Annotated in this window: 14 protein-coding genes; 3 read left to right on the top strand and 11 right to left on the bottom strand. The window is 73.9% G+C overall.

What is annotated here, in order from left to right; translation table 11 throughout:
* Positions 1 to 18: 18 nt before the first annotated feature.
* The 10 genes from IG63_RS0108280 to IG63_RS0108230 form a co-directional block, all read right to left on the bottom strand.
* Positions 19 to 441, bottom strand: a complete 423-nt coding sequence (locus IG63_RS0108280) for a DUF3151 domain-containing protein (RefSeq protein ID WP_030483904.1) — start codon at positions 439 to 441, stop codon at positions 19 to 21.
* 133 nt (positions 442 to 574) lie between these two features.
* Positions 575 to 1,120 (bottom strand): PepSY domain-containing protein, encoded by a 546-nt coding sequence (locus IG63_RS0108275; RefSeq protein ID WP_030483903.1) that lies wholly within the window; start codon positions 1,118 to 1,120, stop codon positions 575 to 577.
* Positions 1,121 to 1,208: 88 nt separating this feature from the next.
* Positions 1,209 to 2,552 carry a sensor histidine kinase gene (locus IG63_RS0108270; RefSeq protein WP_030483902.1) on the bottom strand — a complete coding sequence of 448 codons (1,344 nt, stop codon included), beginning with the start codon at positions 2,550 to 2,552 and terminating at the stop codon, positions 1,209 to 1,211.
* Positions 2,545 to 3,222, bottom strand: coding sequence for a response regulator transcription factor (locus IG63_RS0108265; RefSeq protein ID WP_030483901.1), 678 nt, complete (start codon positions 3,220 to 3,222; stop codon positions 2,545 to 2,547). Before IG63_RS0108265 ends, IG63_RS0108270 begins: the two co-directional genes overlap by 8 nt.
* A gap of 175 nt (positions 3,223 to 3,397) precedes the next feature.
* On the bottom strand, positions 3,398 to 4,426 hold the full coding sequence (locus IG63_RS21405) for a hypothetical protein (protein WP_157210075.1): 1,029 nt from the start codon (positions 4,424 to 4,426) through the stop codon (positions 3,398 to 3,400).
* Positions 4,427 to 4,646: 220 nt separating this feature from the next.
* Positions 4,647 to 5,678: a class II fructose-bisphosphate aldolase gene (fbaA, locus tag IG63_RS0108250; RefSeq protein WP_030483899.1), complete on the bottom strand. Its 1,032-nt coding sequence runs from the start codon at positions 5,676 to 5,678 to the stop codon at positions 4,647 to 4,649.
* A 114-nt stretch (positions 5,679 to 5,792) separates the two neighbouring features.
* On the bottom strand, positions 5,793 to 6,425 hold the full coding sequence (locus IG63_RS0108245; RefSeq protein ID WP_036194897.1) for a TrmH family RNA methyltransferase: 633 nt from the start codon (positions 6,423 to 6,425) through the stop codon (positions 5,793 to 5,795).
* A 107-nt stretch (positions 6,426 to 6,532) separates the two neighbouring features.
* On the bottom strand, positions 6,533 to 7,195 hold the full coding sequence (locus IG63_RS0108240) for a VTT domain-containing protein (protein ID WP_030483897.1): 663 nt from the start codon (positions 7,193 to 7,195) through the stop codon (positions 6,533 to 6,535).
* A complete protein-coding gene (gene pyrE, locus IG63_RS0108235) occupies positions 7,192 to 7,740 on the bottom strand; it encodes an orotate phosphoribosyltransferase (protein WP_030483896.1) in 549 nt (182 codons plus the stop codon). The genes IG63_RS0108240 and pyrE overlap by 4 nt, the downstream gene beginning before the upstream one ends.
* Positions 7,741 to 7,789: 49 nt before the next feature.
* On the bottom strand, positions 7,790 to 8,503 hold the full coding sequence (locus IG63_RS0108230; RefSeq protein ID WP_169741777.1) for a class E sortase: 714 nt from the start codon (positions 8,501 to 8,503) through the stop codon (positions 7,790 to 7,792).
* A 78-nt stretch (positions 8,504 to 8,581) separates the two neighbouring features.
* Between IG63_RS0108230 and IG63_RS0108225 the strand changes: the two genes are divergently transcribed.
* Complete coding sequence (locus IG63_RS0108225; RefSeq protein WP_036194730.1) at positions 8,582 to 9,778, top strand: pyridoxal phosphate-dependent aminotransferase; 1,197 nt, start codon at positions 8,582 to 8,584, stop codon at positions 9,776 to 9,778.
* A 12-nt stretch (positions 9,779 to 9,790) separates the two neighbouring features.
* On the opposite strand, the gene IG63_RS0108220 is transcribed toward IG63_RS0108225, so the two are convergent.
* Complete coding sequence (locus IG63_RS0108220) at positions 9,791 to 10,921, bottom strand: hypothetical protein (protein WP_030483893.1); 1,131 nt, start codon at positions 10,919 to 10,921, stop codon at positions 9,791 to 9,793.
* A gap of 88 nt (positions 10,922 to 11,009) precedes the next feature.
* On the opposite strand from IG63_RS0108220, the gene IG63_RS0108215 reads away from it, so the two are divergent.
* Both IG63_RS0108215 and IG63_RS0108210 read left to right on the top strand, forming a co-directional pair.
* Entirely contained in the window at positions 11,010 to 11,279 is a 270-nt protein-coding gene (locus tag IG63_RS0108215) for a hypothetical protein (RefSeq protein ID WP_030483892.1), read from the top strand.
* 42 nt (positions 11,280 to 11,321) lie between these two features.
* On the top strand, positions 11,322 to 12,155 hold the full coding sequence (locus tag IG63_RS0108210; protein WP_030483891.1) for a YidC/Oxa1 family membrane protein insertase: 834 nt from the start codon (positions 11,322 to 11,324) through the stop codon (positions 12,153 to 12,155).
* The last annotated feature ends 2 nt before the right edge of the window (positions 12,156 to 12,157 follow it).

Genomic DNA, 12,157 nt, shown 5'->3' with positions numbered 1-12,157 from the left:
CGGCTCGGGTCTCGCAGCTCAGAGGCCGAGAGCGGCCGCGCCCTCCGGGCTGGAGTCGCGCAGGAAGTCGGCGCAGCGCTGCTGCTCCGGCGTCTCGCCGATGCGGCCGGCGGCGATCGACAGCGCCGCCAGCGCCCGCAGGAAGCCGCGGTTGGGCTCGTGCTCCCACGGGACCGGGCCGTGGCCCTTCCAGCCGCTGCGGCGCAGCTGGTCGAGGCTGCGGTGGTAGCCGACCCGCGCGAAGGCGTAGGCCGTCACGTCGTCCTCGGCCCCGTCGAGCGCCTGCTCGGCCAGCGTGGCCCACGCGACCGGCGACTCCGGGTGGCGTCGTACGACGGCCCGCGCGTCGTGCCCCTCCTCGATCAGGGCACCCGCCGGGTCCTGCGGCAGCAGCGTCGGCGGCGGCCCCGCCATCAGGTCACGTCCGGGGAGGTCACTCATGCTCGTGATCGTGCCACGGGGCGCCGCGCGCCATGTAACGCGGGGTTATCGCATGTGAACAAGGCCTGTGCGGCCCGCTGACGCGCGCAACCCCGCACCAGATGCCTGGTGCGGGGTCAGAGCGGCGAGGGGGTCAGCGGTCGACGCGCTGGTCGACCACGTCGTACGTCGTGTCGAGGTCGACGTCGTGCTCGGTGCCGTCGCGCTCGACGACCTCGACCTCGTAGGCCACGCCGCGGTCGTCGCTGGCCTCGACGACGGTCACCACGCCGCCGTCCACGGCGGCCAGGGCGGCCTGCTCGGCGCGCTCGCGCTCGGTGGCCGAGAGGACGCGGTCGTCGGCGTCACGGTCGTCACGGGTGTCGTCCCAGTCGTCCCGGTCGTCGTCGGTGTCGTCGTGGCGGGAAACCACCGCGAGGTCGGCGTCGAGGGCCAGGTCGACCTCGGTGCCGTCGGCGCGGAAGACCTCGACCTCGTAGGCCTCGCCGGGGTCGTCGCTGGTCTCGACCTGGGCGGCCTCGCCGTCCGGCACGGCCTCCAGGGCGGCGGTCACGACACGGTCGCGCTCGGAGCCGCGGACGTCGTCGGCGCTGGCCGTGGTGGCCCAGACGGCGCCACCGCCGACCAGGACGGCGGTGAGGGCGGCGGGGACGAGGACGCGCTTGCTGCGGAAGTTCATGGGGGACCTCTCTCGGGTCGTGTCTCGGTGTGGGCACCACCGTGCGACAGCAGCGCTGAAGCCACCCTGAAGCCGCCTGAAGGCGCCTTCAGGAAGCGGGGAGGCGCACCACGAACGACGCCCCGCCGAGCACGCCGGCGCCCACCGCGACGGTGCCGCCGTGGGCCCGCACGACCTCGGCGACGATCGCCAGGCCGAGGCCGCTGCCGCCCGCGTCGCGGGTGCGGGCGTCGTCCAGGCGCACGAAGCGCTCGAAGACCCGCTCGCGGTCGCCCGGGGGGACGCCCGGCCCGTCGTCCGCCACCACCAGCTCGACGCTCGCGTCGGTCTCGCGCACGCTCAGCGCCACCTGCGAGGCGGCGTGACGCGCCGCGTTGTCGACGAGGTTGCGGGTCACCTGGCCGAGGGCCACGACGTCGCCGCGCACCCTCCCCGGGGCGACGCCCGTGGTGTCGACGGTCAGCCCGGTACGCCGCACCCGGCGCGCCTCGGCCAGCGCCAGGTCGTCGACGTCGACGTCGCGCGGGGTCGCGACGACCCGGCCCTCGTCGGCGCGCGTGAGCAGCAGCAGCTGCTCGACCAGGCGCTGCATCCGGGTCGACTCCTCGAGCACCGCCTCGGCGAGCTCCCCCTCCCCGAGAGCGCCGGGGTGGGCGCGCTCCACCTCGGCCGTCTGGCGCAGGCTCGCGATCGGGGAGCGCAGCTCGTGGGAGGCGTCGGCGACGAACTGCTGCTGCCGCTCCCGCGAGCGCTGCAGCCGCTCGAGCATCGCGTTCATCGTCAGCGCGAGCCGGTGCACCTCGTCGCGGCTCGCGGGCTCCGGCACCCGCCGGTCGAGCCGGTCACCGGTGATGCCCTCGACCTCGGCGCGGATCCGCTCCACCGGCGCCAGCGCACGACCCGTCGTCAGCCAGGTGACGCCCGCGACGAGCGCCAGCAGCACCGGCAGCCCCACCGCGAGCAGCGGCACCAGGGCGGCCGTGGAGTCGTCGACCTCCTCGCGGCTCAGCGCGACCACGACCGTGCCGCCGTCGTCGGTCTCCTCCGTGGCGACGACGTACGCCGCCTCACCCCCGGGGAGCCGCACCGACGCGGCGTCCTCGGCCGGCAACGGCGCCGTCATCGCCTGCGACGAGGCGAGCACGGACCCCGAGGCGTCGAGCACCTGCCAGACCTCGTCGTCGAGGTCGTCGGCGTCCTCGGGATCGTCCTCCTCCCCCTCCTGGCCCTCGGGGAGGGTGCCGGCGTCGGCCTGGTCGGCGAGGGCCGAGGCGCGCGTCTCGGCGGACTGCTCGAGCCCGTCGACCAGCGACGCGCGCAGCAGCAGCACCAGCGCCACCCCGCCCACCAGCAGCGCGGCGGCGACGACCGCGACCGCCGCGAGCGTCGTCCGGGCGCGGACGCCGGGGCTGCGGCGTCCGGCCTCAGCCACCGTCGGTCCCGAGCCGGTAGCCCGCGCCGCGCAGGGTCCGGATGGCCTCGCGGCCGAAGGGGCGGTCGATCTTGTTGCGCAGGTGGCGCACGTAGACCTCGACGATGTTGGGGTCGCCGTCGAAGTCGACGTCCCAGACCGCGTCGATGATCTGCCGCTTCGAGACCACGTCGCCGGCGTGCCGCATCAGGAAGGCGAGCAGGGAGAACTCCCGGGCCGTCAGCTCGAGCTCGACCTCGCCGCGCCAGGCCCGGCGCGCCGCGGGGTCGAGCCGCAGGTCGCCGGCCTCGAGCGTCGTCGGGCGCTCCCGGGCGCCGCGGCGCGCGACCGCGCGGAGCCGGGCCACGAGCACGGGGAAGGAGAAGGGCTTGGTGAGGTAGTCGTCGGCGCCGGTGTCGAGCCCCTCGACCTGGTCCCACTCGCCGTCCTTGGCGGTGAGCATCAGCACCGGCGTCCAGTCCTCCTCGCGGCGCAGCGTCTCGCAGACCTTGTAGCCGTTGACGCCCGGCAGCATCAGGTCGAGCACGATCGCGTCGTAGGTGTGCTCGCGCGCGAGCCAGAGCCCGTCGGTGCCGTCGTGCGCCAGGTCGACCGCGAAGCCCTCCGCCTCCAGCCCCACCTTCAGCGACCTCGCCAGCCGCACCTCGTCGTCCACCACCAGTACCCGCACCCCCACATTGTGGTGCCGGCTCGCTGAAGCTGGCCTGAAGGTGGCCGCGGCGGCGCGCATGTAACGCTCCGTTACGTGGGCTGAGTGACCGCTGCTGGGGGTGTACGCCCGATGCAACGGAGCGTTACATGTCGGTGACGCGCGCCCCACCACGCAGCCGGCACCACGGCACCCCTCAGCTGGGGCGCTGACGCGGCGTACGCCGGCGGATCAGGGCGGCGCGCTCGGCCAGGCGAGCAGGCAGCCGGGCGCCGTAGCGCTCCGTCGTGAGGGCGATCTCGACGTCCAGCCACTGCTGGGTGTGGGCTCGCCGCGCTCCGAAGCAGTCGTCCCAGCCCACGAACGACAGCCCGAGTCCCTCGGCGCGGATCAGGCGCTGCCTGTTCTCCCGTGCACGGAGCAGCTCGCGGGTGGGTCTGGTGGCGAGCCCGCCCTGACTCACCGGCAACAGCTTGCCGACGCCCTCGACCTCGATGATGTGGCACCCGACCCTCAAGTCGGTCCAGAAGACCGTGCCGCCGCAGCTCACCGGCCACTGCACGTCGACATCGAGACCCATCTCGAGGAGCAGCAGGCGGCCCAGGGTCTCGGCCGGAGACTCGGCACGACCGTCAGCGAGGTCGAGCGCGGCCCGTGCCGTGCGGACGTGGGGCCACGACCACATCTCCTGCAGGTCGCGCTCGACCGTGCTCCTGCGAACTCCCCGACCGAGGACGTGGTCCATCGCCACCACCCCTGGTTCGAGGCCGTGCTCACGAGCGAGGTCGAGCGCGGTACGGCCGGGGCCAGTCACCTCCAGGCACCCGACGGCCGTGGTGTCGGGGAGCTCGATCCTGGTCAGGTGGTGCTTGACGCCCGACTTCGTGCGCGAGCCACCGACGCCCGAACGGGTGACGTGCACGAGCTCGCGCTGCGGCCAGAGCATGGGGATGCCGAGTGCCCGAGCGGCGGAGTCGTGGCTCATCAGGTGCTCGGTCTCCATGAGCAGGTGCGCCGCCCGGTCGCCCATGGCCAGCCGCTCGGCACGCGAGGCGCGCGCCCACGTCTCGCGCTCGGCGTACGCACCCCGTCGCACCACCACCCATGGACCGCGCTCGCCGAGCAACCGCTCCAGATCGTGGTCGTCGAGCCCGACCGCGTAGCACTGCACCCGCGTGAAGACCTCACCTTGAGCGGTGGCGGCTCTTCGGAGTCGGGGGTCCATGCCGGGCAGGCTCTCCACCGAGCACCCGTCGCGGGCCCACCCCCGCAGATCTGTGGACGACCGGGGTGCTCGCCCGGGCTGTGGACGGATCCAGGCGCGCTCGCATGTAACGCTCCGTTACCCCGCGCGTACACCCCCAGGAGGGGGCACCCAGCAGGCGTAACGGAGCGTTACATGCCGTGCGCCGCCCCGCAACGACGTCGTACGCCGCCGGCAGCGGTCAGCCGAGGGTGTGGCCGGCGGAGCGGAGGTGCTCGCAGGCCTCGACGACGCGGGCGGCCATGCCGGCCTCGGCGGCCTTGCCCCAGGCGCGGGGGTCGTACTGCTTCTTGTTGCCGACCTCGCCGTCGATCTTGAGCACGCCGTCGTAGTTGGCGAACATGTGCCCGGCGACGGGGCGGGTGAAGGCGTACTGGGTGTCGGTGTCGACGTTCATCTTCACCACGCCGTAGTCGACCGCCTCCGCGATCTCCTCGGCCGAGGAGCCGGAGCCGCCGTGGAAGACGAGGTGGAAGGGCTTGGAGCCGGGCTCGAGGCCGAACTCCGCGACGACCGCCTCCTGGGCGTCCTTGAGCACCGAGGGGCGCAGCTTGACGTTGCCCGGCTTGTAGACGCCGTGCACGTTGCCGAAGGTCAGCGCGGTCATGAAGTAGCCGCGGTCGCCGTGGCCGAGCGCCTTGGCCGTGGCGATGGCGTCCTCGGGGGTGGAGTAGAGCTTGTCGTTGATCTCGGCCTCGACGCCGTCCTCCTCGCCGCCCACGACACCGACCTCGATCTCGAGGATGATGCGGGCCTCCTGGCAGGCGGCGTGCAGCTCCTCGGCGATCTGCAGGTTCTCCTCCAGGGGCACCGCGGAGCCGTCCCACATGTGGCTCTGGAAGAGCGGGTCCTCGCCACGCGCCACGCGCTCCTTGCTGATCTCGAGCAGCGGCCGCACGAAGCCGTCGAGCTTGTCCTTGGGGCAGTGGTCGGTGTGCAGCGCGATGTTGACCGGGTAGTTCTTCGCCACCTCGCGGGCGTACGCCGCGAAGGCCGCCGAGCCCGCCACCATGTCCTTGACCGTGGGTCCGGACAGGTACTCCGCGCCGCCGGTCGAGACCTGGATGATGCCGTCGGAGCCGGCCTCGGCGAAGCCCGCCAGCGCCGCGTTGAGCGTCTGCGACGACGAGACGTTGATCGCGGGGAAGGCGTAGCCGTTGCCCTTCGCGGCGTCGAGCATCTCGGCGTACTTCTCGGGGCTGACGATGGGCATCGGGGCACTCCTCGGCGGCAGGCAGGTGGGGAGCCCCAACCCTAGGGCGTCGGCGTGACGTGCGGCCATGCCGCCGACGGTGCCGCCTGCACCTGGCTCCGGGCCGCGGAGCGCTCAGCCACGCCAGGCGCCGTCGAGGTCGGCGTGACGGACCACCCAGGTGTGCATGGCGACGGCGGCGGCCGCGGAGGCGTTGATGGAGCGGGTGGAGCCGAACTGGGCGATGGCGAAGGTGCCCTCGCACGCCTCGCGGGCGGGCTCGGAGAGTCCCGGTCCCTCCTGGCCGAAGAGGAAGCAGACCCGGCGCGGCACCTCCCAGGTCTCCAGCCGCTGCGAGCCGGGCAGGTTGTCGACGCCGTGCAGCGGTACGCCGAGGTCGTCGAGGTAGGCGCGCAGGTCGGCGCAGGTCTCGTGGTGGCGCAGGTGCTGGTAGCGGTCGGTGACCATGGCGCCGCGCCTGTTCCACCGTCGGTTGCCGACGACGTGCACCTCGGCGGCGAGGAAGGCGTTGGCCGAGCGGACGACGGTGCCGATGTTGAAGTCGTGCTGCCAGTTCTCGATCGCGACGTGGAAGTCGTGGCGGCGGGTGTCGAGGTCGGCGACGATCGCCTCGAGCCGCCAGTAGCGGTAGCGGTCGACGACGTTGCGCCGGTCGCCCTCGGCCAGCAGCTGCGCGTCGTACTGCTCGCCGGTGGGCCACTCCCCCGTCCACGGCCCGACGCCGACCTCGGCCGGACCGTGCGGCATCGGGTCGTACGGCGCGCGGGTCTCGACAGGCTCGACCGGCTTGGTGGTCTCGACAGGCTCGACCGGCTTGGTGGTCTCGACCGGCTCCGTGGGCTCGACCGGCTCGGTCACGGGCGGCGGCGGCGCTCGTGGGCGACGGCGCGGACCCGGTTGACCACGAACCACGAGACCCCCAGCACCACCAGGGCGATCACGATCTTCTGGAAGGTGTCGGCGTAGGGCTCGATGCGCGGCCACTGCTCGCCGAGGGTGAAGCCGAGGCCGACGAAGAGGGAGTTCCAGATCAGGCTGCCGAGCAGGGTGAGCACCAGGAAGAGCGGCAGCGACATCCGCTCGATGCCGGCCGGCACGGAGATCAGGCTCCGGAAGATGGGCACCATGCGGCCGAAGAAGACCGCCTTGGTGCCGTGGCGGGCGAACCACGCCTCGGTGCGCTCGAGGTCCTCGGTCTTGACCAGCGGCAGCCGCTCCCAGACCCAGTACATCCGGTCGCGGCCGAAGGCGGCGCCGAGGTAGTACATCGCGAGCGCGCCCACCATCGAGCCCAGCGTCGTCCAGAAGATCGCGGCGGTGAGCGAGAAGTCGCCCCGGCTGGCGGTGAAGCCCGCCAGCGGCAGGATGATCTCGCTGGGGATCGGCGGGAAGAGGTTCTCCAGCGCCACGATCGCCCCGGCGCCCGGACCGCCCAGGCGCTCCATGACGTCGACGGCCCAACCGGAGATGCCGGTGAGCTCCTCGCCGCCCGCGGTGGTCAGGGGCAGCGCGATCACGAGGCGCGGGCCGCGTCGAGCACGGCCTTGGTCAGCACCGGGCGTACGTCGAGCGCCACGTCGGCGAGCGGGTTCTCGCCCTCCGGGCTGCGGTCGATGGCGCAGACGACCGTGTCGACCACGGCGCCGGCCTCACGCAGCGCGCGGGTGGCGTCCCGCACCGCGCCGCCGGTGGTGATGACGTCCTCGACCAGCGTGATCCGCCGCCCGGCGACGTCGGGACCCTCGGCGAGCTTGCAGGTGCCGTAGGTCTTGGCCTCCTTGCGCACGAAGAGCGCGGGCAGCCCGGTGCGGGCCGCGAGCACGGTGGCGATCGGGACGCCGCCCAGCTCCAGGCCGCCGAGCAGCTCGGTGCCCTCGGGCAGCAGCGGCTCCATCTGGGCGACCACGCGGGCGAGCAGGGCGGGGTCGGACTCGAAGAGGTACTTGTCGAAGTACTCGGTGGAGACCTGGCCCGAGCGGAGCGTGAACTCGCCGGTCAGGCGGCAGACGGCGTCGACGTCGGCGGCCAGGGACGGGTCGGGGACCGACGGGGGTGTGGACATGCCCGCAGGCTATCGACCGCGAGGTGGGCCACGACCGGCCCCGACCGGCTCAGGTCTTGGGCTGCCGGTCGACGAGGTGGCCGAAGGCGATCATCCGGTCGTCGGTGTGGAAGAGCTCGGAGCAGGTGGTCAGCGTGATCAGCCGCTGCCCGGCCTCCTGGGCGGGCTGGACCCCGCCGTCGGGGTTCCTCGGGACGTCGTCGAGGACCCACACGCCGGTGAAGGGGATCACCAGCTCGTTGGGGTCGGTGTCGAGCTCGTAGGTGAAGGTGGCCTCGGCGGTCTCGACGATCACCTCGTCGCCCGGCCGCAGCTCGGGCATCCGCCGCAGCGGCTCGCCGTGGGTGACGCGGTGGGCGGCCAGGGCGTAGTTGCCGACCTCGCCGGGGTCGGCGGTGTCGCGGAAGTGCCCGTAGCCGCTGGAGAGCACCTCGTCAGACATGCCCTCCAGCACCGGCACGACGTAGTCGTCGCCGAACTTCGGGATCCGGATCAGCGCCGACGCGCTGCCTTCGGGCAGGTACTTGGGCGCGAGCTGCTCGCCGCCCCTCTCCCACTGCCGTTGCAGCTCACCGGTCACCTCGGCCTGCGCCCGCTGCGAGGTCCAGTTGGTGCCCCAGAACTGCCAGCCGACGTAGCCGAGCATCCCCAGACCACCGGCCACCATGGCCAGACCGATCCAGGTGGTCAGCCGGCGCGACCACGGCCTGCGGCCCGCGCGGCGTCCGGGCGCGGGCGCGTCGGCGGGCGCGGTGGTCGGCATGTCCCTCATTGTGACCGACGCCCGGTCGCTGCGGCGCCGTACGGCGCAGCTGTCCCGACCTGTGGTGAGGTGGGTCCCATGAGCAGCCACTCACCCACGGCCTCGCGGTCGCGCCACCGGGCGGCTCGACGGCTCGACGGCGTCGGCGCGACGATCTTCGCCGAGATGTCGGCACTGGCGACGCGCACCGGCTCGGTCAACCTCGGCCAGGGCTTCCCGGACGTGTCGGGGCCCTCGGCCGTCGTCGACGTGGCGGTCGAGGCGATGCGGGCGGGACGCAACCAGTACCCGCCCGGTCACGGGGCGCCGGAGCTCGTCGCCGCGGTCGCCGCGCACCAGCGACGGCACTACGGGATGGACTTCGGCGCCGACCAGGTCGTCGTCACCACCGGCGCCACCGAGGCCATCGCCGGGGCCGTGCTCGGGCTGCTCGACCCCGGTGACGAGGTGGTGGTGCTGGAGCCCTACTACGACAGCTACCGCGCCATGCTCCAGATCGCCGGCGCCGTACGCCGCCCGGTCACGCTGCGTGCCCCCGACTTCCGCCTCGAGACCGCCGAGCTCGAGGCGGCCGTGACCGAGCGGACCCGGATGATCCTGCTCAACACGCCGCACAATCCGACCGGTCACGTGCTCTCCCAGGCCGAGCTGGCGGGCGTCGCCGAGGTCGCGCGCCGCCACGACCTGCTCGTGGTGACCGACGAGGTCTACGAGCACCTGGTCTTCGACGACCACCGCCACGTGCCGATCGCGACGCTGCCGGGCATGGCGGAGCGGACGGTGACCATCTCGAGCTCGGGCAAGACCTTCAGCCTCACCGGCTGGAAGATCGGCTGGGCCACGGGACCCGCCGACCTCGTCGCGGCCGTGGAGGGGGCCAAGAACTGGCTCAGCTACGCCTCCGGCGCGCCCTTCCAGCCCGCGATCGCGCACGCCCTCGACCACGAGGAGGGCTTCCACCGCGACCTGCGCGCGTCGCTGCAGCGCCGCCGCGACCGGCTCTGCTCTGGGCTCGCCGACCTCGGTCTCGGCGTGCACGTGCCGCAGGGCACCTACTTCGTGACCACCGACGTGTCGGGCCTCGGGTGGGACGACAGCCTCGCCTTCTGCCTGGCGCTGCCCGAGCGGGCCGGCGTCGTCGCGATCCCGGCGCAGGTCTTCTACGAGGAGGCCTCCCCCGAGGGCCGGCACCTGGTGCGGTGGGCCTTCTGCAAGGAGACCGAGGTCATCGACGAGGGACTGCGACGGCTCCGGGCCGCCGACCTGGCGCGCTGACCGCGCCGAGGCTCACCAGGGCTGCTGGCGCGCCGTCGGCTGCTGCTGGGGAGCGCGGCCGGCGAACCAGTCACGGGCCGACGGCCGGAAGAGCAGGACGACGACGCCGACGGCCGCCGCGGCGTGCACCAGGCCGATCGGGAAGGTGAGCAGGCAGAGCACGCCCGAGACGACGGCGCTGATGACCAGCAGGTAGCGCGCCCAGTCGTGGCGCCGGCGGCACAGCTCGGCGAGCACGATCGCGCCGAGCGCCCAGCCGCCGAACATCAGGGCCGCGGTCCACACCGTCGCGGTGATCATCCCCGCCGGCAGCTCGGCCGTGCCCTGCAGCTGCATCGCCTCGTCGAAGACGGGCCGCACCACCCCGGGGTCGGTGACGAAGAAGGCGAGGCCGACGACGATCGCGAGCACCACGAGCGTGCACGCGGTCCAGGTCAGGGCGCAGGCGAGCCGCACCGGCAGCGGCGCCCGGTCGGCGACGGGGGCGGTCGCCGACCAGGGACCACCCGGTGCCGTCGGGTCGGCGTACGGCGCGGCGCCGCCCGGGGCGCCGTACCCCTGGGTGGGCGCGGGCGCCGTCGAGGTGCTGCTGGTCGACACCGAGGAGGGGGTCGCGGCCGGGGGGCCCGGCGTGGCGGAGGGTGTCGGGGTGGGCTCGCGGACGGGGTCGGGGCGCGGCTCCTGCCGCTCCGGGCGCGAGACCTCCCGCACCGGGCGCCCGGCGAACCAGTCACGCGCCGGACCCGACCACGTCAGGCCGGCCGCGGCCACGACGAGGATGCCGAGCAGGCCGCCGGTGAAGGGTGCGGTCAGCAGCAGCGGCACGGCGGCCGCGCTCAGCACGAGCCGGGCACCGTGGTGGCGCTGGAAGACGAAGACCCCCGCCACCAGCGCGATCGCGGCGGCGACGGCGGCCACCCACAGCGAGACCCGCATCGCCGTGAGCGCCTGGTCGACGCTGAGCCCCAGCGTGGCGCCGGAGCCCGAGTCGAGCGCCGCGGCGACCTCCTCGCGCATCCGCACCGACGGCAGCCGGCCGAGCGTCTCGAAGACGGTGAGCAGCAGGAAGAGCGAGCCACCCACCGCGAGGCCCGCAGCCATGGTCACCTGGCGCGGGCGGGCCGGCGTGCTGCGGTCGCTCATGCAGACATCTTGCCAACCGGACCAGGCCGACCCGTCAGCCGTACGCCGTGATCGGCCCGAGCGCTGCCCCGGCACGTAGGATCCGGGCATGGAGCGCCACCTCGCCACGTACGCCGGGCTGCTCGCCGCCGCGCTCGTGCTCGTCGCGCCCCTGCTGACCCAGCCTGCTCCGCACGCGGGCCTCGTCGCCCTCGCCGTGGCGCTGGCGGCACTCGTCGCCCTGCGGCCGACGCTGCTCGTGACGCAGCCGTGCACCGTGACCTCCCGCACCTCCTACGACGACGGTTCGGCGCTGCGCGGACGCGTCGCCGACCCCGTGCACCACCCGCGCCGACCGCGGGCTCCTGGCGCGCGCTGAGCTCCCTCAGCGCCCGTCCTCCCACAGTCCAGGAGTCCACGCATGTCCCTGCTCGAACCGATCTCGCACGCCCTCGCGGCGATCCTCGCCGGCGCCCACAGCGCCCTGACCTCCCTCGGCGCCGACCCCGACACGGGCCCCACCTGGGTCGCCTGCCTGACCCTGCTCGTCGTGGCCGTCCGCCTCTGCCTGCTCCCGGCGGCCGTCCACGCACTGCGGCTCACGCGCGCCTCGGCACGTGCCCGGCCCGCAGTGCGCGACCTCGCGGCGAGGTACCGCCACCGCACCGACCCCGACAGCGTGCGGGCTCACCTGACCGAGCGACGCCGCCTGAACGCCGAGCACGGAGTCTCCAGGCTCGGCTGCCTGCCACTGCTGCTGCAGCTGCCGGTGTGGATCGCGCTCTACCAGCTGGTCTCCCACGCCGCGCTCGGGGTGCCGACGGGACCGCTGGACGCGCCTCTGGTGACCTCGCTGGCCGCCGCGACGGTGGCCGGCGTGCCACTCGCCGCGAGCGGCTACCTCGGCGCCGGCCCCGGCCACCTCGCGGTCGTGGCAGGGCTGGCGGGCGTCGCGGCGCTGCTGTCGTTCGTCACCCAGCGGGTCTTCGTCGCCCAGAACGCCGTGCCCTGGGAGCCGCAGGACGGCACCCGTCCCGAGCTCGTCGAGGCCCTGAGCACCACCCAGCAGCTGCTGCCCCTGGTCTCGGCCGGCGGGCTGCTCCTGGCCGGGGGGCTGGTGCCGGTGGCGCTGCTCGTCTACTGGGTGTGCAGCCAGGCGTGGACCCTTGCCTGGTCGGCGACGGTCTGGCGCTGGTGGCCGACCCCCGGCTCGCCCGCCGCGGCACGAGCGGCAGGGCGAGCCGCGGCCGCGTGAGC

Origin of the sequence: Nocardioides aequoreus, from assembly GCF_000720335.1 — a bacterium.
Classification (GTDB): domain Bacteria; phylum Actinomycetota; class Actinomycetes; order Propionibacteriales; family Nocardioidaceae; genus Marmoricola; species Marmoricola aequoreus.
Note: the sequence above shows the minus strand (reverse complement) of the source record. Positions and strands in the feature narration are given on the sequence as shown.

What these genes read in the sequence shown, in the direction of transcription:
- IG63_RS0108280 (WP_030483904.1), bottom strand. Translation starts at nt 441, where the DNA reads ATGAGTGACCTCCCCGGACGTGACCTGATGGCGGGGCCGCCGCCGACG.
- IG63_RS0108275 (WP_030483903.1), bottom strand. Translation starts at nt 1,120, where the DNA reads ATGAACTTCCGCAGCAAGCGCGTCCTCGTCCCCGCCGCCCTCACCGCC.
- IG63_RS21405 (WP_157210075.1), bottom strand. Translation starts at nt 4,426, where the DNA reads ATGGACCCCCGACTCCGAAGAGCCGCCACCGCTCAAGGTGAGGTCTTC.
- fbaA (WP_030483899.1), bottom strand. Translation starts at nt 5,678, where the DNA reads ATGCCCATCGTCAGCCCCGAGAAGTACGCCGAGATGCTCGACGCCGCG.
- IG63_RS0108245 (WP_036194897.1), bottom strand. Translation starts at nt 6,425, where the DNA reads ATGCCGCACGGTCCGGCCGAGGTCGGCGTCGGGCCGTGGACGGGGGAG.
- pyrE (WP_030483896.1), bottom strand. Translation starts at nt 7,740, where the DNA reads ATGTCCACACCCCCGTCGGTCCCCGACCCGTCCCTGGCCGCCGACGTC.
- IG63_RS0108230 (WP_169741777.1), bottom strand. Translation starts at nt 8,503, where the DNA reads ATGCCGACCACCGCGCCCGCCGACGCGCCCGCGCCCGGACGCCGCGCG.
- IG63_RS0108225 (WP_036194730.1), top strand. Translation starts at nt 8,582, where the DNA reads ATGAGCAGCCACTCACCCACGGCCTCGCGGTCGCGCCACCGGGCGGCT.
- IG63_RS0108220 (WP_030483893.1), bottom strand. Translation starts at nt 10,921, where the DNA reads ATGAGCGACCGCAGCACGCCGGCCCGCCCGCGCCAGGTGACCATGGCT.
- IG63_RS0108215 (WP_030483892.1), top strand. Translation starts at nt 11,010, where the DNA reads ATGGAGCGCCACCTCGCCACGTACGCCGGGCTGCTCGCCGCCGCGCTC.
- IG63_RS0108210 (WP_030483891.1), top strand. Translation starts at nt 11,322, where the DNA reads ATGTCCCTGCTCGAACCGATCTCGCACGCCCTCGCGGCGATCCTCGCC.